The 25,793-nt window shown below is 70.2% G+C and carries 20 protein-coding genes, 1 tRNA gene and 1 CRISPR repeat array; of the genes, 12 read left to right on the top strand and 9 right to left on the bottom strand.

Annotated elements, in window-relative coordinates; genetic code table 11:
• The first annotated feature begins 20 nt into the window (after positions 1-20).
• From ACRB68_RS11935 to ACRB68_RS11910, 7 genes are read left to right on the top strand one after another with little or no spacing between them, the layout of a single operon-like run.
• Positions 21-974, top strand: a complete 954-nt coding sequence (locus tag ACRB68_RS11935) for an aKG-HExxH-type peptide beta-hydroxylase (RefSeq protein WP_153532603.1) — start codon at positions 21-23, stop codon at positions 972-974.
• On the top strand, positions 967-2,148 hold the full coding sequence (locus ACRB68_RS11930) for a YcaO-like family protein (protein ID WP_153532602.1): 1,182 nt from the start codon (positions 967-969) through the stop codon (positions 2,146-2,148). Before ACRB68_RS11935 ends, ACRB68_RS11930 begins: the two co-directional genes overlap by 8 nt.
• Positions 2,149-2,160: 12 nt before the next feature.
• A complete protein-coding gene (locus ACRB68_RS11925; RefSeq protein ID WP_153532601.1) occupies positions 2,161-2,886 on the top strand; it encodes a class I SAM-dependent DNA methyltransferase in 726 nt (241 codons plus the stop codon).
• A 1-nt stretch (position 2,887) separates the two neighbouring features.
• The gene (locus tag ACRB68_RS11920) at positions 2,888-3,262 is read left to right on the top strand and encodes a hypothetical protein (protein WP_153532600.1); all 375 of its coding nucleotides are present in this window, start codon (positions 2,888-2,890) and stop codon (positions 3,260-3,262) included.
• Positions 3,259-4,044 carry a hypothetical protein gene (locus ACRB68_RS11915; RefSeq protein WP_153532599.1) on the top strand — a complete coding sequence of 262 codons (786 nt, stop codon included), beginning with the start codon at positions 3,259-3,261 and terminating at the stop codon, positions 4,042-4,044. The genes ACRB68_RS11920 and ACRB68_RS11915 overlap by 4 nt, the downstream gene beginning before the upstream one ends.
• Positions 4,045-4,067: 23 nt before the next feature.
• On the top strand, positions 4,068-4,190 hold the full coding sequence (locus ACRB68_RS42025) for a hypothetical protein (protein ID WP_268890363.1): 123 nt from the start codon (positions 4,068-4,070) through the stop codon (positions 4,188-4,190).
• Positions 4,191-4,207: 17 nt separating this feature from the next.
• Positions 4,208-4,867 (top strand): GAP family protein, encoded by a 660-nt coding sequence (locus ACRB68_RS11910; protein ID WP_153532598.1) that lies wholly within the window; start codon positions 4,208-4,210, stop codon positions 4,865-4,867.
• A gap of 30 nt (positions 4,868-4,897) precedes the next feature.
• On the opposite strand, the gene ACRB68_RS11905 is transcribed toward ACRB68_RS11910, so the two are convergent.
• The 9 genes from ACRB68_RS11905 to ACRB68_RS11865 form a co-directional block, all read right to left on the bottom strand.
• On the bottom strand, positions 4,898-5,524 hold the full coding sequence (locus ACRB68_RS11905) for a GAP family protein (RefSeq protein ID WP_328594093.1): 627 nt from the start codon (positions 5,522-5,524) through the stop codon (positions 4,898-4,900).
• 1,441 nt (positions 5,525-6,965) lie between these two features.
• Positions 6,966-7,583: a CRISPR direct-repeat array (repeat unit 33 nt; unit sequence CAACGGTGACGACCGCATCGCGGCCGTTGCGAC).
• Positions 7,584-7,730: 147 nt separating this feature from the next.
• Positions 7,731-9,179 (bottom strand): type I-G CRISPR-associated protein Csb2, encoded by a 1,449-nt coding sequence (gene csb2, locus ACRB68_RS11900; protein ID WP_153532597.1) that lies wholly within the window; start codon positions 9,177-9,179, stop codon positions 7,731-7,733.
• Complete coding sequence (gene cas7g, locus ACRB68_RS11895; RefSeq protein WP_153532596.1) at positions 9,176-10,147, bottom strand: type I-G CRISPR-associated RAMP protein Csb1/Cas7g; 972 nt, start codon at positions 10,145-10,147, stop codon at positions 9,176-9,178. The genes csb2 and cas7g overlap by 4 nt, the downstream gene beginning before the upstream one ends.
• Positions 10,144-12,393, bottom strand: a complete 2,250-nt coding sequence (gene cas8g1, locus ACRB68_RS11890) for a type I-G CRISPR-associated protein Cas8g1/Csx17 (protein WP_153532595.1) — start codon at positions 12,391-12,393, stop codon at positions 10,144-10,146. Before cas8g1 ends, cas7g begins: the two co-directional genes overlap by 4 nt.
• Positions 12,390-14,939 (bottom strand): type I-G CRISPR-associated helicase/endonuclease Cas3g, encoded by a 2,550-nt coding sequence (gene cas3g / locus ACRB68_RS11885; RefSeq protein WP_207709668.1) that lies wholly within the window; start codon positions 14,937-14,939, stop codon positions 12,390-12,392. The genes cas8g1 and cas3g overlap by 4 nt, the downstream gene beginning before the upstream one ends.
• Before the next feature lie 813 nt (positions 14,940-15,752).
• Positions 15,753-16,322 carry a hypothetical protein gene (locus tag ACRB68_RS11880; RefSeq protein WP_207709667.1) on the bottom strand — a complete coding sequence of 190 codons (570 nt, stop codon included), beginning with the start codon at positions 16,320-16,322 and terminating at the stop codon, positions 15,753-15,755.
• Positions 16,319-16,843 carry a hypothetical protein gene (locus ACRB68_RS11875; protein ID WP_153532594.1) on the bottom strand — a complete coding sequence of 175 codons (525 nt, stop codon included), beginning with the start codon at positions 16,841-16,843 and terminating at the stop codon, positions 16,319-16,321. Before ACRB68_RS11875 ends, ACRB68_RS11880 begins: the two co-directional genes overlap by 4 nt.
• Before the next feature lie 518 nt (positions 16,844-17,361).
• Entirely contained in the window at positions 17,362-18,141 is a 780-nt protein-coding gene (locus ACRB68_RS11870; RefSeq protein WP_153532593.1) for a phage integrase N-terminal SAM-like domain-containing protein, read from the bottom strand.
• A gap of 50 nt (positions 18,142-18,191) precedes the next feature.
• A tRNA-Thr gene (locus tag ACRB68_RS11865) sits at positions 18,192-18,265 on the bottom strand.
• A 114-nt stretch (positions 18,266-18,379) separates the two neighbouring features.
• On the opposite strand from ACRB68_RS11865, the gene ACRB68_RS11860 reads away from it, so the two are divergent.
• The 5 genes from ACRB68_RS11860 to ACRB68_RS11840 all read left to right on the top strand — a co-directional run bounded on the left by ACRB68_RS11860 (position 18,380) and on the right by ACRB68_RS11840 (position 25,303).
• Positions 18,380-19,531 carry a hypothetical protein gene (locus tag ACRB68_RS11860; RefSeq protein WP_328594091.1) on the top strand — a complete coding sequence of 384 codons (1,152 nt, stop codon included), beginning with the start codon at positions 18,380-18,382 and terminating at the stop codon, positions 19,529-19,531.
• Positions 19,532-19,933: 402 nt separating this feature from the next.
• Positions 19,934-20,440 carry a DUF485 domain-containing protein gene (locus tag ACRB68_RS11855; RefSeq protein ID WP_153532592.1) on the top strand — a complete coding sequence of 169 codons (507 nt, stop codon included), beginning with the start codon at positions 19,934-19,936 and terminating at the stop codon, positions 20,438-20,440.
• Positions 20,428-22,146 carry a solute symporter family protein gene (locus tag ACRB68_RS11850; RefSeq protein WP_153532591.1) on the top strand — a complete coding sequence of 573 codons (1,719 nt, stop codon included), beginning with the start codon at positions 20,428-20,430 and terminating at the stop codon, positions 22,144-22,146. Before ACRB68_RS11855 ends, ACRB68_RS11850 begins: the two co-directional genes overlap by 13 nt.
• A gap of 134 nt (positions 22,147-22,280) precedes the next feature.
• The gene (locus ACRB68_RS11845) at positions 22,281-22,742 is read left to right on the top strand and encodes a hypothetical protein (protein ID WP_153532590.1); all 462 of its coding nucleotides are present in this window, start codon (positions 22,281-22,283) and stop codon (positions 22,740-22,742) included.
• 260 nt (positions 22,743-23,002) lie between these two features.
• Positions 23,003-25,303 (top strand): S8 family serine peptidase, encoded by a 2,301-nt coding sequence (locus ACRB68_RS11840; protein ID WP_194293284.1) that lies wholly within the window; start codon positions 23,003-23,005, stop codon positions 25,301-25,303.
• The last annotated feature ends 490 nt before the right edge of the window (positions 25,304-25,793 follow it).

The raw sequence follows: 25,793 nt of genomic DNA, 5'->3' as shown, positions 1-25,793 counted from the left end.
CGGCGCGCACCGGCCCGCTCATGCGACTCCTGCCGGATCCTCGGTCGGCGGCCGCGGATCAAGACGATCTGCTGCGGCTGGTGCGCTCCTGCCTGGCCCGGCCGGACCTCCCGCCGGCCCCGGCCGACCTGCGCTATCCCGGCCTCGTGGCCGCCGCCCATCGTGCCCGGCGCCTGCGCCGAACCGGTCCCGGCGAGCCCGGGCGTCTCGTCGCGGAACTGCGGAGGGCGGCCGAGCGCGCCGCCGCCAGTACGCGCCGGGCGACCGCCCTTCCGGGCTGGAAAGTGGATCTCGCACCGCCTGAGCCTCATCTCGGCGAAAGTGTGGCGCGTGCACGTGAACAAATACCCGAACGCAATGACGGCAAGGCCGTCACGGTTCATCTGGCGGACTGGAACGACGAACAACGCGGAATTCTCCGGGCCGCCGCGGAACTCATTGCCCGGTCGTGGCCGGACATGCACGCGGAATTGGCGGTGCTGGTGCGCCAGGTGGCCATGCTCGCGGGGTGGGGCATCAACGGCTTCACCGATTTCACGACGCACGGAGCGATCTTCGTCAACGAGCGGAGGCTGGCGCCGGATTCCGGTGGCCCGCCACCGCGGCTGCGGCTCGCCGAGGCGCTGGTCCATGAGGGCGCCCATACCCGATGCAACGCCGCGGCCCTGACGACCCCGTTCCTCACTCCGGACGGCTCGGCCTCGGGCGCCCTGGTCGGCACGCCGCTCCGCGCCGATCCCCGGCCGTTGTCCGGGCTCTTTCAGCAGGTGGTCGTTCTGGCGCGCTGCGTCATGCTGTACGACCTGGTGCTGCGGGAAGGCGCGTCGTCCGAGCCCCAGACCGCGGCCCGGCGGGACCTTCTGCTCTCGCAGGGGCGGCAGGGCGTGGCGGCCGCGCAAGCGCACCGGCCGGAGCTGACACGGGCCGGCCAGGACGTCCTCGACGAGGCCGCCGAGGTCCTCTGTCGTGCTTGACGCGCGGCCCCAGGTGTTCCGGCCCTATCCCGCTTGCCCGGAACTGCTGTTCGGGCGCGTCGCGGCGCGCTCGGCCGCGTTCACCAGGGCCGGTGACAGCGGCGACGCCGCCCTGCTCGGCGCCGCGGCCGGAACCGAAGCCGAGGACGTGGCGCTACGCGCCCGGGCCGAACTGCTGGAACGTGCGCACAACGTGTTGGCCGGGCGCCGTGCGGAGACGTCCGGCACGGCGGGAAGCATCGCCACCTACGACGCGTTGCGCGCTGCCGGGGCACCGGCAGCGGACCCTTGCGCCTGGTCCGAGCTCAGGGACCGGCCAGAGCTGCGGCGGCGACCCCTGCTCTGGGTGGACGCCGTTTCCCTCCTCGACGGGCGGCAGGTACTCGTTCCCGCGAGCGGGGTCTTCCTGCGGCACCGTCCACCCCGGTGCTGCGCCGCGCCGATGCGCCCGGGCTCCACCGGGATCGCCGCTCACCGCACCGAGACCGAGGCGTCCCGGCACGCCCTGCTGGAGGTGCTGGAGCGCGACCTGCTGTGGCGGGCGTGGTACGGCACGGGCCCTCGGCGCACCCTCGCTCACCCCCTGCCCGACCCGCTGCCCGGCGTCCTGGGCTCCCTCGGCCTCTTCTGCAGCCTGATGTTCCTGCCCGGACCCGGTGGGACGGGATGCGTCGTGGCCTGCCTGCACGACGAGCGGGGCGGCAGGCAGAGCTTCGGCGCACGCGGCAGTGCCACATCCAAGGGGCCGTCCTTGGAAGAGTCCGTGGCCTCCGCCGTCTACGAGGCTCTGATGGTGCGGTGGAGCATGGGCACCGCGGCCGCCAGAGCCGCCCTCCGCAGAATGCGGGAACGAGGCGGCCCACCGATCGGCCCCGTCGAACACGCGCTGTACGCCTACCGGCAGCAGGACGCCCTCGCTCACCTGCGCGCGGCCGCATCCGCCACCGTCCCGAGTCCCGCCCCGGAAACCGGCTTCCGCGCGCTGGCGGAGGTGGTGGCCGATCACACCGGTGAGGACGTGCTGTGGAGACCCACCATGAGCCCGGGGCTGGCCGCGGACGACTTCGTGGTGGGCCGGGTGATCGCTCCCGGCGCGCACCGGCTCCCCGGCGACGAGCACGCCCACCCGCCGCCCGCCGACGCCCGTACCCGCCAGCCGCACCCACTGGGATGAGGAGCGCCGACCATGCCCGGATACGCCACCCGATGGGCCCGGTCCTACGACGCCTGGTTCGGGGACAACCCGCACACCGACGACACTGTGGAGACCCTTGCCCGGCTTGCCGGCGCCGGGCCCGTCCTGGAACTGGGCATCGGCACCGGAAGGGTGGCCCTGCCGCTGCGGGAGCGAGGCGTGGACGTGCACGGAATCGACGCGTCCGCGGAGATGGTCGAGTGCCTGCGCGCCAAGCCCGGCGGAGCCGGACTCCCCGTCACCGTCGGCGACCTCACCGCCCCGCCCCTGCGGGAGAAGACCTACGCGCTGATCTACATCGTCGGCGGGACCTTCTTCGAGCTGCAGACCCAGCAGGACCAGCTCCGCTGCTTCACCGCCGCCGCCGAACTCCTCGCCCCCGGCGGCCTCTTCGTCCTCGACGCACTGCTCCCCGAAGCGATCAACGGTACGGACTCGGCGTCCGGACGGCCCGTCCCCACCGCCGGCACGGACCTGGTGCTGCGCTACCGCGTCGCCGACCGCACCCAGCAGCGGTATGTCTCCCACTACGTGATCGTGGACGACGAGGGCGTCCATCATGTGCGGGTCCCGTTCCGCTACGCCGGTCACGGCGAGCTGGACCTGATGGCCTCCCTGGCCGGGCTCCGGCTCCAGCACCGATGGGGCGGCTGGGACCGCCGGCCGTTCGGGGCGGCCAGCACATTCCACGTGTCCGCCTACCAGGCGGCGGACTGACATGGCCGCGCTCCTGCCCCTGCTCGCGCTGTTCATCATCTGGGGCGCGACCACGAAGCCGCACCGCCCGTTCTCCTGGGGCATGTACTCGACCTCGACCAAGGGCCTCCTGTGGGCCGAGGACCCGGACGGCCCGCGACCGATCACCCCCGCGCAACTGGGGCTCACGCCCGACAGCCACTACCTGGCACCCGCCGACCTCCACCGCCTGACCGACCAAGCGGACGATCTCCCGCCGATCCGCGGCCTCATCATCGGCTCCCAGGGCGACTGGGCGGTCACCTACGATCCCGGCCGTCCCCCGGCCATCGTGACCCCCCTCCCCGCGGGCACCGCACCGGCGCGTCTCGCCGCCGCGTTCCGGCGCATCACATGACCGCATTCGCGGTCGCCTGCCTGGCCCTGGCCTGTGCGTGGCGGGCGATGCTCGTCCTGTCCGACGACCGCCGGATCCGCAGGCCGGCGGTCTACCGGCCCGGACTCGACTGGACCGGCGCGCACGAATTGGCACCACGCCGCAGGTGGGCATGGGCGGGCCTCACCGCGGCGCTCTGCCTCGTCCCCGCGATGGCGGCTCCCGCCCCCTGGGCACAGGCGGTCGTCATCCTCGCCGCCGGCACCCTCATCGCCTGGATCCTGCGCGACCGGATTCTGCACCCCGCCCGCTACACGTCCGTCTGCATCGCCGTCCTGGCCCTCGCCGTGGCATTGGCGCAGACCTCACCGCCGGCCGCCGGCACGGCCGCTTCCTTCTTCGCCGCGCAGCTCTACATCGTCGCCGGGCTGCGCAAGCTGCGATCGCCCCAGTTCATGTCCGGCCGCGTGATCCTGCACAACTTCGCCTACGGCACATTCCAGTCCCTGGGCGGAAACCACGAGTTCATCCCCATCCCCAGACCGGCAGAAGTCCTATCCAGCCGGACATTCCCGGCCGCATGCCGCACCGCCGCCCTGCTGACGGCCCTGGTGGAACCGGCCCTCGGCCTCGGCGCGACCGGGTTGATGCCGCCGCCCCTCCTCATCGGCCTGGCGATCCCCGTTCACCTCGGCTTCCTGCTGATCAGCCCGTACCGCATCGTCCCCTTCACGGCGGCCGCACTCGGCCTGCTCACCCTGTCCACCCTCCACCCGCTCATTCCCCTGGGCCTCCCCTCGTAGCGTGCAGACATAGGAGGTAGGCGATGGCTCGGAATCATCGGAGGTTCGATCAGGACTTCCGTGAGGGCGCGGTGCAGCCGGTCGCGCAGGACCTGGGCATCCACCTCACCCACTGCGCAAGCACCGCCGACAGGCCGGGCGCGTGAGGGGTTATGGTGCCGAGATGCTGGAAAGCGGTTCGCTGCTGTTGCTTGTGCTGCTGGCGATGGGACTCGCGTTGCAGCCGTGGGCGATTCTGGCGGCCGTCCTTCTCAACTCCGCGAAGGGCGGCGCCGCCAAGGCGACCGCCTTCCTCGGCGGCTGGATCGCGGCGTTGACCACGGTCTCGATCGCGGGCGTGGTCCTGTTGCCCGCGCGGGAGGCGTCGAAATCGGCGTCCAGCCCGCACTTCGCCGCCGACATCGTGCTGGGCGCCGTGCTCGCTGCGACCCTGGTCTGGCGCTGGCGCCGCGCCCCGGCGACGACGGACGAGGTCCCCCGGTGGGTCGGGCGCGTCGACACCATGTCGCCGGTCCTCGCCGTGTTCCTGGGGGCCTTCCTGCCCAGCTACACACTGGTCGCCGCCGCGGTCAACCAGCTGCTCGAGGCCGGCTGGACGGGCGCGGGCCTGGCCGGCGCCATCGCGCTCTTCATCGCCGTGGCGTCCCTCGGCGTATCGGTGCCGCTGGCGCTCGCGGTGTTCCGGCCTGATCTGGCACCCGCCGTCCACCGGCGGTGGCGGGACCGGCTGCTGGCGAACCGCCGGCTGGTGGCGTTCGCGACGACCGGCCTGTTCGCGGTGCTGCTGATGATCAAGGGTGCGGCGGGGCTGCTGTTCCGCTGAACCGGGGGCAGGGCGCCGATCTGCCGCGGCTCACAGGATGAGCAGGATGAAGATCACGCAGGCGGCGATGCTGATCACCCAGCTGTTGCCGTTCACCCACGTGCGCAGGGCGGGCATGGCGCGCTCCATGCGCCTGCGCAAGAGCAGGAAGGCGAGCAGCGGCAGGGAGGCGATCAGGGCGGTGGCCGCGACGAACGGCAGCGCGGCCGTCCAGTGCGCGTGGTGCTGTTCCAGGTTCGCGCCCACCGTCAGCATGACCAGGATGTCCGAGGGCATCAGCAGGATCACCAGGAAGCCGGTCATGAGGGCCTTGCGCGGCTCCGCCTCCATCAGCGAGCCGAGCCACTTCGGCGGCTCGGCCGTCTCCCGCCGCAGGTACGTCTTCACCGCCGTCATGATCAGCAGGGCCACCAGCCCGTACTGGATGAGGGTGCCCAGCGCGCCGCGGTCGGAAGGGGCGCCCAGCGAGACGTTGCGGTCGAGCAGCGCGAAGGCTCCCCAGGCGACGGCGACGCCCGTCGCCGTGGCCGCCGCCACGCCGGCGACGAAGGCCAGGGACACCGATATGGCCCGTTCGGTCGTCACCAGGATGACGGCCGACATGATCTGAGGGCCCACCATCATGGTGATGGCGAGCGGCAGTATCTGCAGGTTCACGGTTCCCCTCCGGCATCGGGCACCACGGCGTCCGAAGTCGATGGGGCGCGCCCGGCCTGGGCACTGCCGATGACGGCACGGAGCACGGTGGACAGGCGGATCGCCCGCAGCAGGTGATGTCCCCCCGGGACCGGCGGGGCGAACCTGGGGCTTGACCAGGGCTTCAGCCCACAGGAGACAAGAGAACGAAGAACATGTTCCGGACCACGATGGGGATCTTCCGCTGACCCTCAACGGCCAGAGATGCTAGGAGCCCCCGGCCGGGTTCGAACCGGCGACCTGCCGCTTACAAGGTCTCACCGCCTGAGCGGTGTGCTGACCTGCAAGTTCCCAGGCCGCTCACGAGCGAGAAGCCGATAAGCGGATTGCCTACGCTCCGAAGCTACCTCGCCTCCGCTCCCAGGTTCATACCCGCCCAGCCACTCCTATCTCACAGGCAACGCGACCCTGGCCCAGAAGCAACCAAGGTCGTTGATCTAGGAAACTCCCTTCCGCTCAGGGAATTCATGGCCCTGAGCGGTCACTTGTTTGTGTATACGCGGTCGTTCGACAGAGACTCCAACGGTGACGACCGCTCTGCGGTAGTTGCGACCGAGGGCTTGTTCGAGGTCGAGGGCAAGGCCACCGCCCTCCAACGGAGACGACCGCTTCGCGGTCGTTGTGACAGCAGGATCGCTTCAACCTCAGGAGTACAAAGCAGCCTTCAACGGAGATGACCGCCTTACGGTCGTTGTGATAGTGATTGCCCGCCTTGCGGTCCGGGGAGGCGGTGAACCTCCAACGGAGACGACTGCCTCGCGGTCGTTGCGGCATCTTTAGCGCGCCGAGCTCCTCGCAGCTCGGCCCATCCCTCCAAAGGTGACGACCGTCTCGTGGTCGTTGCGTCTCGCGCTCCTCGGTCAGCACTCCTCCTTGATGACGCGTCTCGAATGGTGACGACCGCCTCGCAGTCGTTGCGACGGGGATGCGGCGCCGTGGTCCGCAGGACGATCAACAACCTCCAACGGTGACGACCGTCTCGCGGTCGTTGCGACGATCTTCTTGTACCGCTGGATCAGCTGGACCTTGCCCCTCCAATGGTGACGACCGCTTGCGGTCGTTGTGACCTGGAGGGCGAGGGGCTGCGCGCTGGCCGCAAGTAGCTCCAATAGTGACGACCGCCTCGCGGTCGTTGTGACAAGAACTCGGCGCAGAAGTTCACGGTCAAACTGTTCCTCCAACGGTGACGACCGCTCTGCGGTCGTTGCGACGCATAAGCACATCGGCGGGATCGCGTACTCACAGATCGCCCCCCAACAGAGGCGACCACCCCGCGGTCGTTGCGACGTCCGAGGCGCCGGCCTTGGCCAGCGGCTCCTCGAACCTCCAACGGTGGCGACCGCTCCGTGGTCGTTGCGACGTCCTGGATGGCCATGGCCGAATCAATTTCGGCATGCTCCTCCAACGGTGACGACCGCCTCGCAGTCGTTGCGACGCAAGCTCAAGCAGCTCCGTTTCGGTTACGTGCTCCCTCCAACGGTGACGACCGACTCGCAGTCGTTGCGACGCCGCGGTGAAGCGCTCGTTATCGTTCGCGCCGGCTCTCCAACGGTGACGACCACCTCGCGGTCGTTGCGACGATCATCGGCATCGCCCTGACCACCGCGACCAACGGCCTCCAACGGTGACGACCGCATCGCGGCCGTTGCGACGCCGAGCGAAGGAGGGCAGTCGATCAGGCAGTGGTCCCTCCAACGGTGACGACCGCCTTGCGGCCGTTGCGACCCAAAATGCCTCCATCCCTATCTGGATGATCCTTCACCTTCAACGGTGACGACCGCATCGCGGCCGTTGCGACCCAGGCCGGGAACGCGGTCGTCAGGCGGTGATGGGTCCTCCAACGGTGACGACCGCATCGCGGCCGTTGCGACGCGCGAATGGCCGTGCCGCCGGCTACCTGGGACAGAGACCTCCAACGGTGACGACCGCATCGCGGCCGTTGCGACGCGCGGCGAGCGATTCCCACGCCTCGCACAGCGCGTCCCTCCAACGGTGACGACCGCATCGCGGCCGTTGCGACGGCATATGAACAGGCGTTTCTCCGGACAGTGACGATGCGCTGGCGGCTATGTGCTGTGTTATCGGTTCTGTTGTCCGTTTTCTGGTTCGGAACCTCTCAGGGTTTCCATGGGTGCTTGGGGTTCCGAAGCGGGTGGCTGGCAGGTGTTCACGGGGTGCGGAAGAGGCTGAGTCCGAAGTGCGATAGATCGCCGAGGACGAGTGGCCCAGGGACAGGGGTGGGGAAGTCCAGTCGCAGGCCGAAGGCGGGGCGGTTGTTGGTGCGGGTGCCGACTGTGGTCTGGCCGTTGCGGTGCTGGGGGGACCAGCGGTGGCGGCGGTAGCGCGCCCAGTGGCTGCCGGGTAGTTCGGTGATTTTGACGGGGGTGGGGAGATTCCGCCAGGTGAGTTCGCGGTTGATCTCGTTGACGAGGTGGTCGTGTGAGGTGGTGTTGCGGGGGCGCCAGCGGCTGGGCAGGAACGGGGTGGCCGAGACCCAGGTAGTGGAGGCCCCGGTGATGTTGTCAGGGAGTACGTCCTTGGCGTCGCCGTAGGCGTTGATGCGGACGTGCAGGCCGCGTGGCCCCTGGACTCCCTCTGGGACGCCGATGGTATGGCGGGCCAGATCGTTGAGGGCTGCGAGTTCGTCTTCGGCGAGGTGACCGGGGGTCCAGATCGCCAGGCCGGTGATGTGGGTGGTATCGGTGAGCGCGAGGTAGTGGGCGTGCTGGTGCCCTTTGAGGGGCTGGCTGGCGGCGTCCTTGCCGAGCAGGTTGCTGGCGCCGACGGGCTGCTGGCCATGGATCTGGGCGAGGGCCTTGATGCTGGCCGAACGCAGGGCGTCGGTGACGGCGACGGCGTCAAAAGCCTGGGGACGGGGTTTGCCCAGCAGAGAGAAGCGGACCGTGGTGACCGGTTGCGCTGGCTTGGCCGGACGCCGACGGGCGGGGGCCTGGGGACGCTGCGGCGCGGGGACGGCGTAGGGGACGAGGCGGCTGCCGGCCGGGTAGACGAGTTTGGCGCCGCGGGTGTCGGTCACCTCGGCGGTGAGGGCGTCCAGGTCGAAGGGGAAGGCGGGCGCCAGGACACCGATCTGGTCCATGCCGTGCGGGGCTTCGCCGTCCAGCAGCGGCACCGCCCGCGTGACTCCCGTGGCGGGCGGGGCGTAGCCGGTGCTGGCCTGGCACTGGCTGTCGGCGCGGCCCAGGTAGGGCAGGGACGTCGCGAGCCGGGCCAGGGCCTGTTCCTGCTCGGCGGGCAGGGTGATGGGCCAGTGGACGCCGATGGTGGCGTTGCCGCCTAGGACCGCGAAGGCGTCCAGGGCCAGGTCGGTGCTGGGGGAGCCGGTGCGGTGTTTGGAGTCGGGCAGGTAGTGGCGGGTGTGGGAGAGCCGGTAGGGCGGCAAGGTGTAGTCGGGCGGGACGGCCAGCGCCTGCAAGAGCCCATGGACGGTGTCAGCGTCCAGGTCAGGGGCGCGTAGCTGCCACACCGAGTACAGGGCGCGCAGGATCCGCCAGGGGGACGGCGGGATCTCCACGGCGCCCTCGTTGACGTAACGTCCCCAAGGGGTCGCGTGGTAGCGCTTCCAGGGGAAGTGCAGGCCCAGGTCGACGCTCATTTGGACTTTTCCTCCCACAGGACCGTGATCGGTCCCGCGTCCCCCAGCAGCTCGGCGCAGGAGGAGGTCAGCTTGGTGATGCGCTCGGTCAGCTCTTGCAGGCTGGGCAGGTCGGCGAGGGCCTGGTCGTCGGCGATGTCCAGGTCGCAGGCGGTGCGCAGCCGCAGCCCGCGCGACAGCAGGGAGCGGATCTCCCACAGGGCGATCAGGGTGAGCAGTTCGGTGGCGTCGGCGCCGAGGTTGTAGGAGCGCAGCAGCTCCACGTCGACGGAGAACATCGCCTGGATCTCGCGGGCGGTCCACTCGACGCGGTGGAAGGGGATCGATCCGTACCCCTCGCTGGTCCCGCCGCCGGTGCCCTCCTTGTCGAGCTGATGGCGGACGCGGTCGGACTTACGGCCGCCGCTGACGGCCTGGCGGACGTCGTAAGCCTCGATCACACCCGACACCGCGCGCGGGAAACGGGGCTGGCCGAACCACTCTTTCTGGTTGAAGAAGATCCCGTGGATCAGGCAGAACGGGTCCAGGCGCATCAGGGCGCGCGCCATCGCGGTGCGATTGAGCGGGGTGTCCTTGGCCAGGCCGAGACGCTCGGTGATGACCTTCAGCATCTTGGTCCCGTCCAGGGTGGCTTCCCGGATGAACGGAGACGCGAGCCGGTGGGCCTCCAGCCGGCTGGAGGTCAGGAACTCCTCCGGCTGCTGTTTGCGCTGCACCCGCACATACGGCAGCGCTGCGAATAGCTCGGCCGGCTGGTCGGCGGCAGCATCCCAGGCGGTGGCCTCCAGCCGGTTGGCCATCGACTGCACCGATTCCACCAGCAGCGCTTCCTGGATCTGCCCGTCATCGGTGAAGCGGTCAAACTTGGCGGCGCCGATGTCGGGGAAACCGGTCGGCTGGAACGTCGAGCCCAAAGCGGGACGTAGCTGGACCTGGAACCGCAGACGAGGCTTCTCCAGAACGTTCATGAACGGGCTCCTTCGCTGGGCTGAGAGGTGGGTTGAGCCGCCACGGCGGCCACATGGATCACTGCTCGAGTTCGATGAGACGAAGGCACGCGCAGCAGCAGCGCGCCGGCCAGGCGTGCCCCGTCGATCGGCATTCGCGTCAGGTCGGCGGCCTCCAGCACAGGAGGACAGCCATTGATGGACAGCCACCTGAGCACGTCGGCGGAGATGGAGGACGGCCCGGCCGCCAGCAGGCGTGTGATCCACTCCGGCCGCGCAACGGGACGGGTGGAGAAGTCCGCGCTGTGGTCGTCCTTCGGCAAGCCGACCGGACGCAGAGGCAGAGGAGTGGTGCCGTAGAAGGGCAGCAGCGCGGCCAGCATCGGATGCAGCAGCGGCTTGGGCGTCCGCGGCCACGCCGCAGCCGTGGTGTACCGGCATCCCAGCGCCAGCAGCCCGTTGAGGTAGTCGGCGGTCAGCTGATCGTCCAGCTTGCCCAGCGCGTAATCCTGGACGAGCCCAACCGGCAGCACCTGCCCCTGTTGGAAGCTGCTCGACACCACCCGTCCGCCGTCGTCCTCGCCCACGGCATTGGGAGACGGCGACCCGGCGGGAAAGGTGCACAGACGATGCGCCTGCGCCAGCACGGTGGCCAGGGTGGCGCCGTTGAGGTCAAGGCGCGTCGCAGTGCGGTCCGACCAGGTCAGCTCGCGCCGCCCGTACTTGCCCGGCTGCGCCTGGACGCGGGACACCAGCCCGCACAGCGACCGATCAGGTTGAGGGTCCTGCAGGGACGCGAAACCGGCCGCGATCCACAGCTCGTCGCTGTCCGGTAGGAGCGCCAGCCAGTCGCCCGGCTTAGTGGTGTAGAACGGGCCCAGTTGGCCACGCACGGCTCCGGACTTGCCCACGGTCTGGTGAAGCCGCCCGAACTCGATCACGAACCGGGCGAGCGCGGCACCGCCACCGCCGGCGGCGGCATCGTAGACCGACTGCTCGGTTCGCCGTAGTGCGGTCGCCACCCCGGCCGGGAGCGCGATGCGCTTGAGCCGCTGAAGCCATTCATACGGAGCGCGCAGCACTTCGACTTCGCTATGCGCCTGCACGGGGAGCCGTCCGACCGGAACGGCCAGCGGGTTCTGTCCGAGTCGGGAGGCGATGACGAATCGCCGGAACGCCGACAGCCCGCGATCGACTCCCAGCGACGCCACCGCGAGCGTGAACTCAAGCCCGGTACGGGCTTGGCGGCCGTTCCACTGCGCCCGTCCCTCGCCCAGCAGGTGCTCGACCTCGGCCAGCCCGGCGGGTTGCGGCCACAGCGGGATCCACTGCTCGCCCTTGACCTCCTCGCCGGTGGCGGCGGTGTCGTAGCCGACCGCTGAGGCGCGAGTCAGGAACGGCAGCGCGCTCTCGCCGAGCGCGGTGTGGTTGCGGCGGGTCACCGCCGAGGCGAACAGCAGCGTCCCTTCCAGGCTCAGGATGAGACTCCAGGGGTTGGCGAAGCCTGCGTCATCGGCCTTCTCGTGGGGGCTGGACAAAATGCCGCCTGCCCGGCCCGGGTCGTACTGGCCGACGGTGTCGCGCAGGTAGGGGACGTCCTCGCGGCCGAACAACGCCGCCTGCGCCCACGCCCATGCCTTGGCGCGCCGGGCATCGGGACCGGCGACCAGCAGCAGTCGCTGCAAGAACGTCGCCGACAGTTCCTGGCGACCGAAGTTCCCGCCGGTGCCGGTCAGCGGGCTGAACCGCACATCGTCGGTGGTCAGCGTCACCGCGACGTCCAGCCAGGGCAGCGCCTCATCAGACAGCCGGGCGCGGCACAACCGCACCACGTCGGCCTTGCGGTCGGCCGCCCACAACGGCCCGCCTTCCCAGCCGCGCTCGCGCGCGATCGCCACCACCTGGTCGGCCTGCTCGATCACCGCCCGCAGCCCGGCGAAACGCGGCTGCTCGCTGCGGCGGAAAGCGTCCAGGGCCTTCTCGGCGGTGACGCTCTTGCCGTTGCCGGCGAACCCGGACCCGGCGTTCCACGGCGACACGATCGGGCTCGGCGCGTACTCGTCGACCAGCCAGCCGGTCAGCTCGTCGGCCGATAGCGACGTCGACAGCACCGCCACATCCCCCGACCAGGCCAGCCGCGCCGCCGGATCCTTCTGCGCGGTGATGGTGCGCAGCAACCCCAGCGCGCCCAGGTAGCCGGCCAGGGTGTCGGCACGCAGACCAGCCAGCTTGTGAGTGCGGATGGCAGGCGCGGTTGCGGAAGTCATGCCTGCTCCTGCTCGTAGGCGCGGCTGGCCCGCCAGTCCGCGACACGCACTAGCGCTTCGAGGAACGCCAGCCGGAACGGCCCCAGATCCGGACGGTCGCGGAGCCGCAGCACCCGCTGCGTCCACGATTCACACCCTGCCCCGTCCGAACCGTCGAGGTCCGCGCCGATCCGCAAGGGCCCCAACGACAGCTGCAGTTCGGGCAGCACCGCCACCCCCGGCATGTCCAGCGCGAGTGTCCGATCGCCTTCGGCCACACCCAGGACGCGGCCGTTCTCGTCGGGCAGCGACCGGATGCTCACCCGGACCTTCCCGTGATGGGCCGCGGCCAGGTAGGTGACCAGATCGGCTTCGCTCTCATCTTTCAGCAGGTCGCAGCCGGGGTGCAGCAGCATCAACGCGCTCACCAGCTCATGCCGGACATGCACCGGCCGCGGCTTGGGCGACGCGGCGGGCTTGGCAGGTTCAGCGGGCTGTGAGGTATCGCCGGATGGGGCGGCTTGGGCGGACTTGGCCCACACCCCTTCGCTCGGAGGCGCCTTCTTGCCGTCGGCGACGCCGGACAGCAGCATCGCCTGGAACGCCGGATGCGCCTTCCCCAGATCATGGAACCGGCCCCCGGCTTTGGCCGCATCCAGCAGTGGCTCGGGGAACCCCGCCAGCCGGGATTCGTACTCGCCCAGCACGTCGCCGACTTCGCGTTCGACGTCGGCCAGGTGCTGCTCCAGGCTGATCCAGTCAGGGCAGCCGTAGGAAGAGCGGTCCTTGCGCAGCGCGTCGGCGTCGACGTCGGCACCCCCGACCGGCTCCACCGGCGCCTTACGAGCGGGTGCCCATCCGGTGGTGGCGCTGTAGCCGCCATCGGCGGCGTTCAACAGCAACACCGTTCCGGGCACCACATCGCCCTGCGACGCCGACCGCCATCCGCCCGATACCCGCTCATACGCCCACAACCGGCGCCCGGTCTTGAGGAGTTTGCGGATATCGCCCACCGGCACCGGACACAACTCCGCTCGCCCCGCAAACGGGTCGTCCTCCGCCGGGCGCCCCGAAGGCATCGACCGCCAGGCGACCATGACCGTGGACTCGTCGGCGTCACGCACCCACGGCCCCACATCCACGTCGGCGCCCGACAGGTCCGGCTGAGTGTCGAACAACTGCAGAAGATCCCGGCGGCGCAACATCGCATGCACCGGACTGCTCTGGGCGACCTGCACCGCCTGCAGCTCCAGCGTCGTCAGCGACCTGCCCTCCAGCTCGGTGAGCATGCGCTCCGCGGCGTCCAGATCCTGCGGCTCATAAGGAGCGGCGGCGGCCTTGGGAGGAGGACTCCACAACAGCTCCGCGCCGTCCGGCCATTCACCCGCCCGGTTCAGCCGGCCAGCCCGCTGCACTACCGAACTCCACCGAGCCGTCTCGGTGAACAGCACCTGCGACGACACATCCACTCCCGCTTCCAGCGCCTGTGTCGCCACCACTACGCGCCCTGTCTGCGGAACCGGCTCCTTCAACCGCGCCGCCAACCGAGCGCGCTCACCGGGACGGAAACGCGAATGCACCAAAAGCAGCTCAGCCTGCGGAGAAGTCCGCTCCAGCGCGGCGAACACCGCCGTCGCACGCTCCACGGTGTTCAAGAACGCGATCGTTTGCGTCCCAGGCCGGTGACGCTCGACCAGAACCTTGGCCAGCGCCTCGCCATAGGCCTTGGCCTCATCCGGCAGGCGCAGCCGCTCGAACCGGCGCAGCGCGTTCAGCCGCGTCCCCAACGGGCCGTCGAAATCGGCAGCACCCAGCGCGACCGTCCGCGCCGCCTCACCATCCACCTCGGGCAACCGATGATCGGGAGTGCGCAGATCACCGGCGTCCAGGGTGGCCGACATCCACATCGTCGCGGTCTTCGTCACCGAGCCCAGCGCATCGCGCAGCCCCTGCAGTTGCGCACTGGTTCCCAGCGCCGGCCCGAGCAACTGCGTCTCGTCCAGCACCCACTGCGTCCCCGCGTGCAGCAGCCCGAACGACACCGGCCACCGCGTCCGCGGCTCGGCATACCCGCGCATCAACGCCCGTGACAAGACCATGTCCTGCGTCCCTGCAAAGATCGCCGGATCCGCAGGCCGCACCTGCCAGGCGTCATCATCGCGATCGACACCGCCCATCAGCACATGCAACTGCACCTTGTCCGCGAGCCCCAGGTTCGCCAGCCAGGTGCGGATCTCCCCGACGGTCTGCTCAACCAGCGTCCGCATCGGCAGCACATACACCAGCCGATGTGGAGTTACTGCCCGCGTCGGCCCGTTCTCCATCAACCGCCACAACCACGGCAACACCGCCGCCGCAGTCTTCCCCGCGCCCGTCGGCACCGTGCACAACACCGGAAGACCACCAAGCGCGATCTCCCGCTGATACGGATACGGGCCATACTTCCTGGCGGTAGCCCGCAGCACGAACTGATCGAACCCATCACTCATCGCGATCACTCCAGTGAGGAAGGTGACGCCCGACAGGCTGTCACAACCCACTGACAAAACGTGCACCGAATCGATCAATCCACAAGGGCGCGCACCACAAGACGATCTACGCTCAAAGAAGAGCTCTTGCTTCGGAACCACAAGCGCCCACAGAATTTCCGAGAGGTTCCGAAGCTGAAAACGGACATCGGGATAGGAAATGCATCGTGAAGTTGATCGAATTGCGTCGCTCTTTGTAGTCGCCGCTCGTCAGATGCCGTGGCAACGACCGTCCACCGGTCGTCACTGTTGAAGCATCGACACCTCATGCCCGGGGAAGATCCTGCGCGGCGTGGCAACGACCGTCCACTGGTCGTCACTGTTGAAGCATCTGCCAGAGGCCGCGGTCTACCGAGCCATCGGTGGTGGCAACGACCGTCCACCGGTTGTCACTGTTGAAGCGAGCGCAACGCGGTGACGCTGCGTCGTGAGGAGCGGTTGCAACGACCGTCCACCGGTCGTCACTGTTGAAGCATCTGGCGGCCTTGCACCGGGACGAGGTTGTAGCGGTTGCAACGACCGTGCACCGGTCGTCACCGTTAAAGCATGCGGCTCCGCTGGGACGATGGAGGCGCGGCCAACGTTGCAACGACCGTGCACCGGTCGTCATGGTTGAGGGGATGCACAGCTCCCTGTCTGCAAGGTTCGGGTGGGTATGACAACGGCCGGCCGCCGGTCGTCACCGTTGACAGGTGGTATCGAGGTGAACAACTGTGCGGCCACGGCTCCCCGCTGATTGCCGCTGCCCCGTTCGACGATGGGTGTAGTCCGTAATCAGGGAGTTCATGGGCTGAGCGGACGGCTTGCCGCAATCGAACCGTGTCCAACCGAGACACATTGGCCGGTCGGAGGTCAGCGGTGTGTCCTGTCCGGCAATGCCAGCGGGGGCGAGGGCAACGCGAAATGCTCAGCGATGATCGCCACCGTGTGCGCGCCGTCGGCGTTGAAGGCGGGGTCGGCGTCGTACCGGGAGGTGTCGCGTCCGACGATGCGTTCTGCCAGCAACTGAGGTAGGAGGAAATCAGCGTGCCAGCCGCCCCGGTGGCTTTCGCGGCCGCCGAAGTTGAAGTACATGGTCTCGAACCCCTCTCGGTAGTGCGCGAACTGGATGGGATGGTTCCGGCATGCTTGCTGGTTGATCCGCTGCTCTGCGGGGCAGTCGCACACCCAGGTGGACAGGAACACCGTCTCCGCGCCGTCCTGGTGTGTGAGTGCCCTGGCCAGGTCGTTGGGGCCGGCGTAGGGAAGGTGGCCGGTGCGCGGATGGGCGGGCTGCACACACCACGCCCATCCCGAAGTCTCACCCGAGGCGGTGATCGGGGTTTTGCCGTATTCGGTGATGAGGGCAGTGATCTCGGTGAGGCCGAGGCCCCGGCCGAACGTCACGAACACCTCGCCGTCGGCTCCCTGAACCCAGCTCACGGCGCCGCCTCCACCGTCGTCGACAATGGTGGCGAGGGGAGTTGGAAGAACGCCGTGATCACTCGGACTATGTCCTCCTCCGCTCGCTCGTAGGCCTCGTCATCGTCGTCCTCGTTCCACGCGTCAGGGCCGATGACCCCGGCGGCGAGCAGTTCCGGGGAGAGGTAGTCGGGGTTGTCACCGACTCGCTGTTCCACATCGTCCAGACTGAAGTGCAGGATCCAGCGACCGTCGCGGGCATAGCTGAACTGAGGCGCGTGCGCTTTGGCGCTGCACGGGTCGGTGACGAACTCCACGACCTCCACCCCGCCTCGGGATGCCGGGAGATGGCCTGCCATATCCCAGTCATCGGCCTCGGGATTGGCCATCGGGTGTACCACCCATGCCCAGCCGTTCGCCTCCCCGCTGCAGATCACCTCCCGGTTCACCTCGCGGATGTGCTGTATCAGGCCGGCGAGCGGCAGACCGCGCGCGAACACGATCTGCGAATCGTCTGGAACGCAGCTGTCCCACAGGCCCATAAGGCTTCACCTTCACTATGGAGACAACAAGATCAAGATCTCGGCACCTTAACCACAGGCACCGACATCCGCTGAATCACCTGTCGGCTCGCTTTTTTGCATCAGACCCGTGCTGCGCCATGAAGCTGAACGGCGCGGCTTCCTGGCAGGCCCTGCCGGGTGAGGCGGACTGCTTCCAGAGGCAGGCAAGATCAGCGTCCCTGCCTGAACCGGCAGTTCACTGCTTTATTGAGTTCGTACTGTTCTCTTCGACGATTGGATCCGTACCACGCTGCATCAGGCGGCACGGTCTCGGCCATCAACGCCGTTCGAACGCTCGCAGTCGCCCACCTGGAGGGCTGAACTGGAGATCCTGGCGTCCGTCCAGGGTTGGCAATGGCCGTCCAGTGCGAAGGAGCTCGACGAACGGCAGGGCGTCACCCCACACCAGGTGGCAACGACCGTCCACCGGCAACGCGCTAGCGCATTCGGATCGGCCGCGCTCGTCGCTGGCGGGCTACACGCCCACACCGACGGCTTCACCTCCTGGCCGTCCTGGCCGGTGCGGCCAGAGCTGCCGTGGGCTGGCGCGAGGCCGACCCGATCGTCAGCCTGCTCATCACCGTCGCGATCCTGTCGGTGCTTCGCCAGGCCTGCTGCCGGCTCATGAGCGCCGTCGACGTCGAGCACGCGATTCCCCAGCTCGCCGTCGCCACCGTCCATGTCGATCCGCAGTCCCACGGTGCACCGACATCGTCACCTTCGACAACGCCACCAGCACGAGTACCTAGCGGCGAAGTAGGCAGAGGTCGCTGCGCTGGGGACAGGAGTCGTACTGGATGCCGACCAGTTCGGAGAGACGAAGCCCTGCCGCCTTGAAAAGCGACAGGATCGCGTAGTCGCGGCGCTGCTCGAAGGACTGCCTTGAAGACCGGGATGACCCTCTCGCCCACCGTGGGCGGGCTGGGTTTGGTCATCGGGACGAGCTGCTTGAAGAACTGCTGCAGGGCTCGGTACTGGTTGTTGGCGTAGCTGTCGGAGTAGCGCTCCAGCAGCCACACGGTCCACGCCCGGATGTCGTCCGCGACGACCTCGTCCCAGTCCGTGTGCTCGGTCTTGCCGAGAAGGTGCTCCGCGGCGAACCACCGAGCGGCCAGGACGTAGGTGCGGACGGTCTTCTCTGCCTTTCGTTCGGCGTGGAGATGGAGGGTGAACGAGTTGATCGCAGCTTGGAACGGGCCTGCGGCCAGGTTCTTCGGCTGCCGGGGACTGATCGTTCCCATCGCCTGGAAGTTTTCCTCTGTCTCAGCGGTGTACACCGGCGGTGATCAACCCGTTATCGGTGTTCTCGCTGCTCAGAGGCGGTAGGAGCCCCCGGCCGGGTTCGAACCGGCGACCTGCCGCTTACAAGGCGGCTGCTCTGGCCAACTGAGCTACAGGGGCCTGCCGCGCTCAGGCGGCAGGCCTCACAATACCGTCGCCGGCCCTTGTGTGCGTATCCCCGGAAGGACGCCGAATCCCTAGGCTGCGGGGGAGTGCCGAGTGGGGGAGTGGCGTGTGAGCGTGCGCGATGAGGTCGAGGGTGTGCTGCGCGAATGGGACGCCTTCGAGGTGGGGCGCGGCGGCGATCCGGTGATCGACTATGACTGTGTGCCCGGCGGGGACGCGCCGCCGCCCGCGTCCGACCGGCTCACTGTTCACCGGCGGCTCGCCGCGCTGCGGGCGCGGGCCGAAGGGCCCGTGGCGGCCCGGCTCGACGCGGACCTGGCCTACCTCGGCGCGCTGCTCGGGGAGCGGCCCGCGCTGAACGACTACGTGCGCGTCACCCAGGGGTGCGAGGCGCGCGGGTGGACGGAGGAGTACACCGAGCAGCGCGGCGCGCAGGCGCGGGCGGCCCTCGCCGACCTCGGCATCGCCTGGGGACCCGAGGCCAATGAGGAGCTGCGGCGGCTCGAAGGGCGGCTCGACGTGGCGGACGCGCCCGACGCCATCCGCGCGGCCGTCGCGGAACTGGAGCCCGCCGTGCGCGCGCTCACCGGGAGCACCGCGCGCTACAACCTGAGCATCGAGACGGCCGAGGTCGAGGCGTACTGGGCGTACTGGCTCGACGGGGCGGGGCCCGACGTGCGGCTGCGCCTCAACCTGCCGAACGTGGACTTCACGCAGGTCGGCGCGCGGCAGTTCGCCCTGCACGAGGTGCTCGGGCACGGATTGCAGAGCGCGAGCCTGGCCGAGCGCGCGGCGCGGGAGGACGTGCCGTGGGTGCGGTTGCTGTCGGTGCACGCCCTGCACCAGGTGGCCTTGGAGGGGCTCGCGCAGGCGTGGCCGCTGTTCCTTTCCCTGGACGACGAGGTGCTCACGGCGCGCGTGCGGCTCGATCACTACGTGCAGCTCGTCCGGGCCTGGTCGCATGTGGCCATCAACGAGGGAACCCCCGCCGTCGAATGCGCCGACCGGATGCGCGCGCGCCTGCCCTGGCTGACGGACAAGGCCATCGCGCTCCCGCTCGCCGGCCGGGGCGCGGACCCGATGCTGCGGTCGTATCTGTGGGCCTATCCGGCCGGAGTCGACTGGTTTGCCGCATTGGCCGAGGCCGGTGGGGAAGTGGCGTCGAAGGTGCTTCACGCTGCTTATCGCGAACCGCTCACGCCGTCCGATCTGGCCCGCTTGTGGCCCGAGGGGCCGGTCATCGGCGGTCCAGGCGCCTGAGCGAGGAAAACGAGCGAGATTGCCGAAGTGAGTGCGGAGGGTGACGGATGAGTCGTAGTGTTGCCCTCTGAACAGGCCGTTCGGTGGGTTCCGCCGCGTGGGAAGGCCGTTCGCCGGGTCTCCGCTCTCCCTGGGCCCGCGACGCGGCATTCCGGTGGATTCGCCGCAATTCCGGATGAACTGGGGTTGCTTGCGGGCAAGGTTGACCTTGCCGTGGCGACTTTTTCCCGCGTTCTCGCAAACTGGCCACTGACTGGCATCATTCTTTGATCTCATAGTGATGACGTCACTACACAGAGTCATAATGGGTCAGGGGAGGGCCGGATGGTCTGGGACTCAGGGCCGCCCGAGCGCAGGGGCAGCGGCCATGCCCGGCAAAGGCAGCCGAAACGCTATGCGGCGATGGCGCAGGACGAGAGGTTCCGACTGCTGCGGATGAGGTTCCGGCGGCTGGCGCTGACCGTCGTCGCCACGTTCATGGGCTGGTACCTGCTGTACGTGCTGTTGTCGGCGTTTGCCCGCGGGCTCATGGCGCAGCCGGTGATCGGCAACATCAACGTCGCGCTGCTGCTCGGGGTGCTGCAGTTCGCCTCGACGTTCCTGCTGGCCTGGTGCTACACCGCCTACGCGCGCCGGGTCCTGGACCCGCTCGCGCAGGTGCTGCGGGCCGAGGCCGACCAGGCCCCCGGCGTGCCGTTCGCCCGCCGGGCGCCGCACGACGCCGACGGCGGGCCGCGGCTGCGTCCCGGCTTCGGCGCGCTGCCGGGCCACGTCCCGGGCGCCGCGCCCGAACCGCACGCCGGACCGCGCGGCGTCGAGCAGCACGGCATCGAGCAGCACGACACCGAGCAGCGCGGCCGCGAGGGCTGGGCCGGCCCCGTCCGGCCGGATCCGGGATGGCTGCGGTGAGCGCCGCGCCCGCCGCGCCGCTCGCCACCGCGGCCACCGGGAACGTCGGCGGCCGCGCGCTGACGTTCGGGATGTTCCTGGCGTTCATCGGCATCACCCTCGCCATCACGATCTGGGCGCGCGTCAACACCAAGAGCGCCGACGACTTCTATGCGGGCGGCCGGATGTTCTCCGGCCCGCAGAACGGCATCGCGCTCGCCGGCGACTACATGTCGGCGGCGTCGTTCCTCGGCATCGCCGGGATCATCGCGCTGTCGGGATACGACGGTTTCCTGTACTCCATCGGCTTCCTGGTGGCCTGGCTGCTCACGCTGCTGTTCGTCGAGCTGATGCGCAACGCCGGCCGGTTCACCATGGCCGACGTGCTCGCGCACCGGATGCGGCAGCCCCCGGTGCGCACCGCCGCCGCCGTGTCGACGGTGACGGTGTCGGTGTTCTACCTGCTGGCGCAGATGGTCGGCGCGGGCGCCCTGGTGTCGCTGCTGCTCGGCATCCACCCCGGCGAGAGCTTCCTGGGGATGTCGGCCGGCACCGCCAAGACGCTGACGATCGTCGCGGTCGGCGCGCTGATGATCGTCTATGTGATGTTCGGCGGCATGAAGGGCACCACCTGGGTGCAGATCGTCAAGGCGGGGCTGCTGCTCGCCGGCGCGTTCGTGCTGACGCTGCTGGTGCTGGCCAGGTTCGGGTTCAACCTGAGCTCGCTGCTCGGCTCGGCCGCCGAGGCCAGCGGCAAGAAGGACGCGTTCCTGCAGCCCGGCCTGAAATACGGCCGGGAGGTCCCCGGCGACCCCGCGCGGACCCTGCTCAACAAGCTGGACTTCATCAGCCTCGCGCTGGCGCTGATCCTCGGCACCGCCGGCCTGCCGCACATCATCACCCGGTTCTTCACCGTGCCCGACGCGCGCGCCGCCCGCACCTCGGTGAACTGGGCGATCGGGCTGGTCGGCGTGTTCTACCTGATGACGCTCGCCCTCGGGTTCGGCGCGTCCGCGCTGGTCGGCCGGGCCGCCATCGTCGCCCAGGACCCGGCGGGCAACACCGCCGCGCCGCAGCTCGCCCAGGCGGTCGGGCAGCACATCGGCGGCCGCGTCGGCGGCGAGATCCTGCTGGCCTTCATCGCCGCCGTCGCGTTCGCCACGATCCTGGCGGTGGTGTCGGGCCTGGTGCTGGCCTCGTCCACCTCGCTCGCGCACGACTTCTTCGGCCACGTGCTGATGCTCGGCCGGCCGCGCGAGTCGCAGGAGGTCGCGGTGGCGCGCTTCTCGGCGCTGCTCATCGGCACCTTCGCCGTCGTGCTCGCGGTGATCGCCCGCAACCTCAACGTCGCGTTCCTGGTGGCGCTGGCGTTCGCGATGGCGGCCGCGGCGAACCTGCCCGCCATCACGCTGTCGCTGTTCTGGAAGCGGTTCAACACCGCCGGGGTGGTGGCGGGCATCTACGGCGGCCTGCTCAGCTCGCTGGTGCTGGTCTTCCTGTCGCCGGTGGTCTCCGGCAAGGTCGACCCGGTGACGGGCGCGAGCCAGTCGCTGTTCCCGCTCGGCGTCGACTTCCACGTGTTCCCGATGGAGAACCCCGGCCTGGTGTCGATCCCGTTCGGGTTCCTGTGCGCCGTCCTCGGCACGCTGCTCGGCCGCGAGAAGGCCGACCCCGAGCACTACGACGACCTGTCGGTCCGTTCGCTGACGGGCGCCGGCTCGGTCTGAGCCACCGCGCCCCCGCCCCCGGGCCCCTCCCTTGCGGAGGGGTCCTTTGCGCAGGTGGCAGTGGGTGCTTACGTGGTCGGCCTAACACCGTTTTCCGGCCAGAGGTTACCGAGCGGTAGGGCATGCTGGACGGCATGAAGCCCAAGCCCTTGCTCGCCTTGGCCGGCGCGATCGGCGGCACCGTCCTGGCCACCGCGGGAGTCGCCGCGTTCGTGATGGGCGACGGCGACGACGACGCCGCCCGTCCCGCGGCCAGCGCCCGCCCCCAGCAGAACACCGGGCAGATCGCGGCGGCGCTGCGGGCGAACGGGGCGACCGGCTGCGACGCCGACGGCACCCGCGTCGAATGCCGCTACGACGGCCACTACGTCGCCGCGACCGTCATCACCCCCGGCATGGGCATCAGCATGCAGACGGCGCTGGAGGGCTGGCGCAGCGGCGTCGGGCAGAGCGCGCTCGGCGAGCAGGGCGCGTTCGCGATCCTGCAGGGCCCCAACTGGCTGGTGACCGGGCCCGGCGAGCTGGTCGACAGGATCCGCCCGTCCCTCGGCGGCCGCGCCCTGCACTGCGACCAGCCGTACGGCACCTGCTCCTGATCCACCGCGGGCCGGGACACGTTCCCCAGCCCGATATCCTCCGGGCAGGTGGACGCGGCCGGAAGTCCCGCGCTGTCCGGAAGCGTGCCCTCATGCGCCGAGTGCCCGAGCGGGCACCGGGCGGCGTGGCAGAATGTCAACTCGCGTCTCGCGGGTCGGCCGGGGCGCGACGAGGGGCCGGGGCCACCGAGGCGCCCGGGTTCCGTGCCGCAGCGGACGTCCCACGGTCCGCGGCCGGCTGCCGGGAGGAGGTGCGGCGGGTGTCCCACGCGCGTCGCCGCCGTTCCCTGCCGCAACCCCGCCTCGGCGCCCGCACCGCCGCGGCGCTGACCGCGCTGACCCTCACCGCCGCCGTCGCCGTCCCCGCCGCGCTGGCCCCCGAGGACGGCCCGGACCACCGCGCCCGCCACGTCCGCGGCGCCGCGGCCGGCGCCCTGCTCGCGGCGCCCACCGACCAGATCCGCGCCCGCGAGTGGCACCTGAACGCGATGCGGGTGCCGCGCGCCTGGAAGTGGTCCAAGGGCGCCGACGTCACCGTCGCGGTGCTGGACACCGGCGTCGACAAACGCCACCCCGACCTGGTCGGCCGCGTCGACACCGGCCCCGACCTCACCGGCGGCGCCCGGCGCCCCGGCAGCAAGTACTGGGGCCTGCACGGCACCTCGATGGCCAGCATCATCGCCGGGCACGGCCACGGCGCCGGCCAGCAGGAGGGCGTCATCGGGGTCGCGCCGCAGAGCCGCGTCCTGTCGATCCGGGTCACCTGGGAGAACGACGACCCGATGCGGCAGAACGGCGCCCAGGTCGGCCACAACCGCAACGCGGCGGTGGCGCAGGGCATCCGCTACGCCGTGGACCACGGTGCGGGGATCATCAACATGTCCCTCGGCGGCGGCCAGTTGCTCTACAACGGCAACAGCACCGAGGAGTCGGCCATCCGGTACGCGCTCGACAAGGGCGTCGTGCTGATCGCGTCGGCCGGCAACGACGGCGCCGGCGCCAACCGCAAGAACTTCCCCGCCGCCTACCCGGGCGTGATCGCCGTCGGCGCGCTGGACCAGAAGGGGCGGCTGTGGAAGGACAGCAACCGCCGCCCCTACGTCGCGGTGTGCGCGCCCGGCGTGGAGATCGTCAGCGCGGACACCGGCAGCGGCTACGTCGTCGGCACCGGCACCAGCCCGTCCTCGGCCCTGGTCGCCGGCGTGGCCGCGCTGATCCGCTCCCGCTACCCCAAGCTGACCCCCGACCAGGTCCGCCAGGCGCTGGTGCAGGGCTCGCCGGCCCGCCCGGGGCAGCCGACGGGCACCTCCACCTGCGCCGGCCCGCTCGACGCGACCCGCGCCCTGACGGCGGCGGGCAGGCTCAACCGGACGGCGCACGGCAAGGTCGCGGCCCCGCCGGCGCCGGCCGCCCAGCCGACCCCGGTCGCCCACGACGCCGAGCAGGGCACCGAGACGCTGATCGTCGGCATCGTCGGCGGTGGCGGTGTCGTCGTCCTGGCCGGGCTGATCCTCGGCTGGCGCCAGCGCCGCCGCCCGGGAGACGAACCGGACCCCTTCGACGAAGGTCGCCCCGAGCCGGCCATGGCCGAAGCCCACGGCCTGGCATCCAACGCCGGCACGACCGGTCCTGCGCCGGGCGCCCTCGACCTGACCGCCCCGGCAGATGCGCCAGGAGCCGCATATGGCGCGGCGGTCGAGACCCGCAGCCCCGCCCCGCCGATGTCCGGCCCGGCAACCGGCTCCGCACATGGCCGGGCAGATGCGCAGGGCGCCCCCTATGCCGCGGCGGACGAGACCGGCTGGACCGGTTCGCCATCCGCCGGCCCCGGCCACGGTTCAACACCGTGGACCGGCCTGGAGAGCGCGCCGGGAGCCACCGCACACGGCCCGGCGAGCGGACTGGGCCTGAGCGGCGCATCGGCCGCCGGCTCAACGCCATGGACCGGCCCCGCAGACGAGAGCGGCCAGGCCGATCCCGGTCATGGTCGAAGCGATGGGACGGCCCTGAATGGGGCGCCGGGAACCGGAACCGCCTACGGCACGGCCGGAACACCAGAGCCGGTGAACGGGACCGGCTGGGACGGTCCGCCCCAACCCGGTTACGAGCCGGCAGGCGTGAACGGCGCGCCGGAAGCCGGCGGTTCCCCGGTGGACCAGCCGGGACACGGCTTGCTGGACCAGGGCGGCCGCGGCTCGGCACCCGGGAGCGGCCTGGAGGAGGCGCCTGGACCGGCGGACGCGATCGGCTGGGACGGTTCGGCGGTGAACGGGTTCGGCCGCGCCGCTGACCAGAGCGAGACGCCCGAGGACAGCGCCCCCTTCGACAACGACGACTGGGAGCGGTTCCGCCGGGACGCGCTAGGGGAGTCGCCCCTGGCCGAAGAGGGGTCCCCCGCTCCGGCGGCGGAGCCTCCGCCCGCCCGGCCGCTGCTGGACGAGTTCCCGACCAGCGCCGTTCCGTCGTCCCCACCACCGGGACTGGCCGAAGACCCGCAGGTGCAGGCCCCCAAACGCCCTCGCCCGGTCGACGAGGAGGACTACCGCCCGCCGTGGTGGTAACCGGACCCGCCCTGCGACGCCGGTGGTCGCGGTCATGTTGCTAGTGGGGCGAAGGGCAGCACCCTTTTCGGCGACGATGCGGACGGTTCCGCTGGATCGGACGTCGAACGCATCCTCTGATTGAAAAAGCACTGCCGTCCGCCGTTATGGCGGGAGCCCGTCCTGTGACTCCGGCGGTCGCGGTCACGCTGTTGGCAGGGCGAAGGCAGCAGTCCCTTCGGCGTCGCTGCGGATGGTTCCGCTGGCCGCGCGTCGAAGGTGTCCTCTGTTTGGAGAGAAGGACTGTCGCCCGCCGTTGTGGTGGGAGCCTGACCTGCGGCTCCGGCGGCACGGTCACGCTGCTGACAGGGCGAGGGGCAGCACCCCCTTCGGCATCGACGCGGATGGTTCCGCCGGATCGGACGCCGAACGTGCCCTCTGATTGAAAAGCACTGCCGTCCGCCGTTGTGGCGGGAGTCCGAGCTGCGACTCCGGCAGGCGCGGTCACGCT

It is taken from the genome of Actinomadura macrotermitis (genome assembly GCF_009604375.1).
GTDB classification, from domain to species: domain Bacteria; phylum Actinomycetota; class Actinomycetes; order Streptosporangiales; family Streptosporangiaceae; genus Spirillospora; species Spirillospora macrotermitis.
The sequence above is the reverse complement of the archived record's forward strand: the minus strand, read 5'-3'. Positions and strand labels throughout refer to the sequence as shown.

Bases quoted from the DNA above. Each gene is read 5' to 3' on its own strand.
- ACRB68_RS11935 (WP_153532603.1), top strand. From the start codon at position 21: ATGCGACTCCTGCCGGATCCTCGGTCGGCGGCCGCGGATCAAGACGAT.
- ACRB68_RS11925 (WP_153532601.1), top strand. From the start codon at position 2,161: ATGCCCGGATACGCCACCCGATGGGCCCGGTCCTACGACGCCTGGTTC.
- ACRB68_RS11920 (WP_153532600.1), top strand. From the start codon at position 2,888: ATGGCCGCGCTCCTGCCCCTGCTCGCGCTGTTCATCATCTGGGGCGCG.
- ACRB68_RS11915 (WP_153532599.1), top strand. From the start codon at position 3,259: ATGACCGCATTCGCGGTCGCCTGCCTGGCCCTGGCCTGTGCGTGGCGG.
- ACRB68_RS42025 (WP_268890363.1), top strand. From the start codon at position 4,068: ATGGCTCGGAATCATCGGAGGTTCGATCAGGACTTCCGTGAGGGCGCG.
- ACRB68_RS11910 (WP_153532598.1), top strand. From the start codon at position 4,208: ATGCTGGAAAGCGGTTCGCTGCTGTTGCTTGTGCTGCTGGCGATGGGA.
- csb2 (WP_153532597.1), bottom strand. From the start codon at position 9,179: ATGAGCGTCGACCTGGGCCTGCACTTCCCCTGGAAGCGCTACCACGCG.
- cas7g (WP_153532596.1), bottom strand. From the start codon at position 10,147: ATGAACGTTCTGGAGAAGCCTCGTCTGCGGTTCCAGGTCCAGCTACGT.
- cas8g1 (WP_153532595.1), bottom strand. From the start codon at position 12,393: ATGACTTCCGCAACCGCGCCTGCCATCCGCACTCACAAGCTGGCTGGT.
- ACRB68_RS11875 (WP_153532594.1), bottom strand. From the start codon at position 16,843: ATGGGCCTGTGGGACAGCTGCGTTCCAGACGATTCGCAGATCGTGTTC.
- ACRB68_RS11855 (WP_153532592.1), top strand. From the start codon at position 19,934: ATGGCGCAGGACGAGAGGTTCCGACTGCTGCGGATGAGGTTCCGGCGG.
- ACRB68_RS11850 (WP_153532591.1), top strand. From the start codon at position 20,428: ATGGCTGCGGTGAGCGCCGCGCCCGCCGCGCCGCTCGCCACCGCGGCC.
- ACRB68_RS11845 (WP_153532590.1), top strand. From the start codon at position 22,281: ATGAAGCCCAAGCCCTTGCTCGCCTTGGCCGGCGCGATCGGCGGCACC.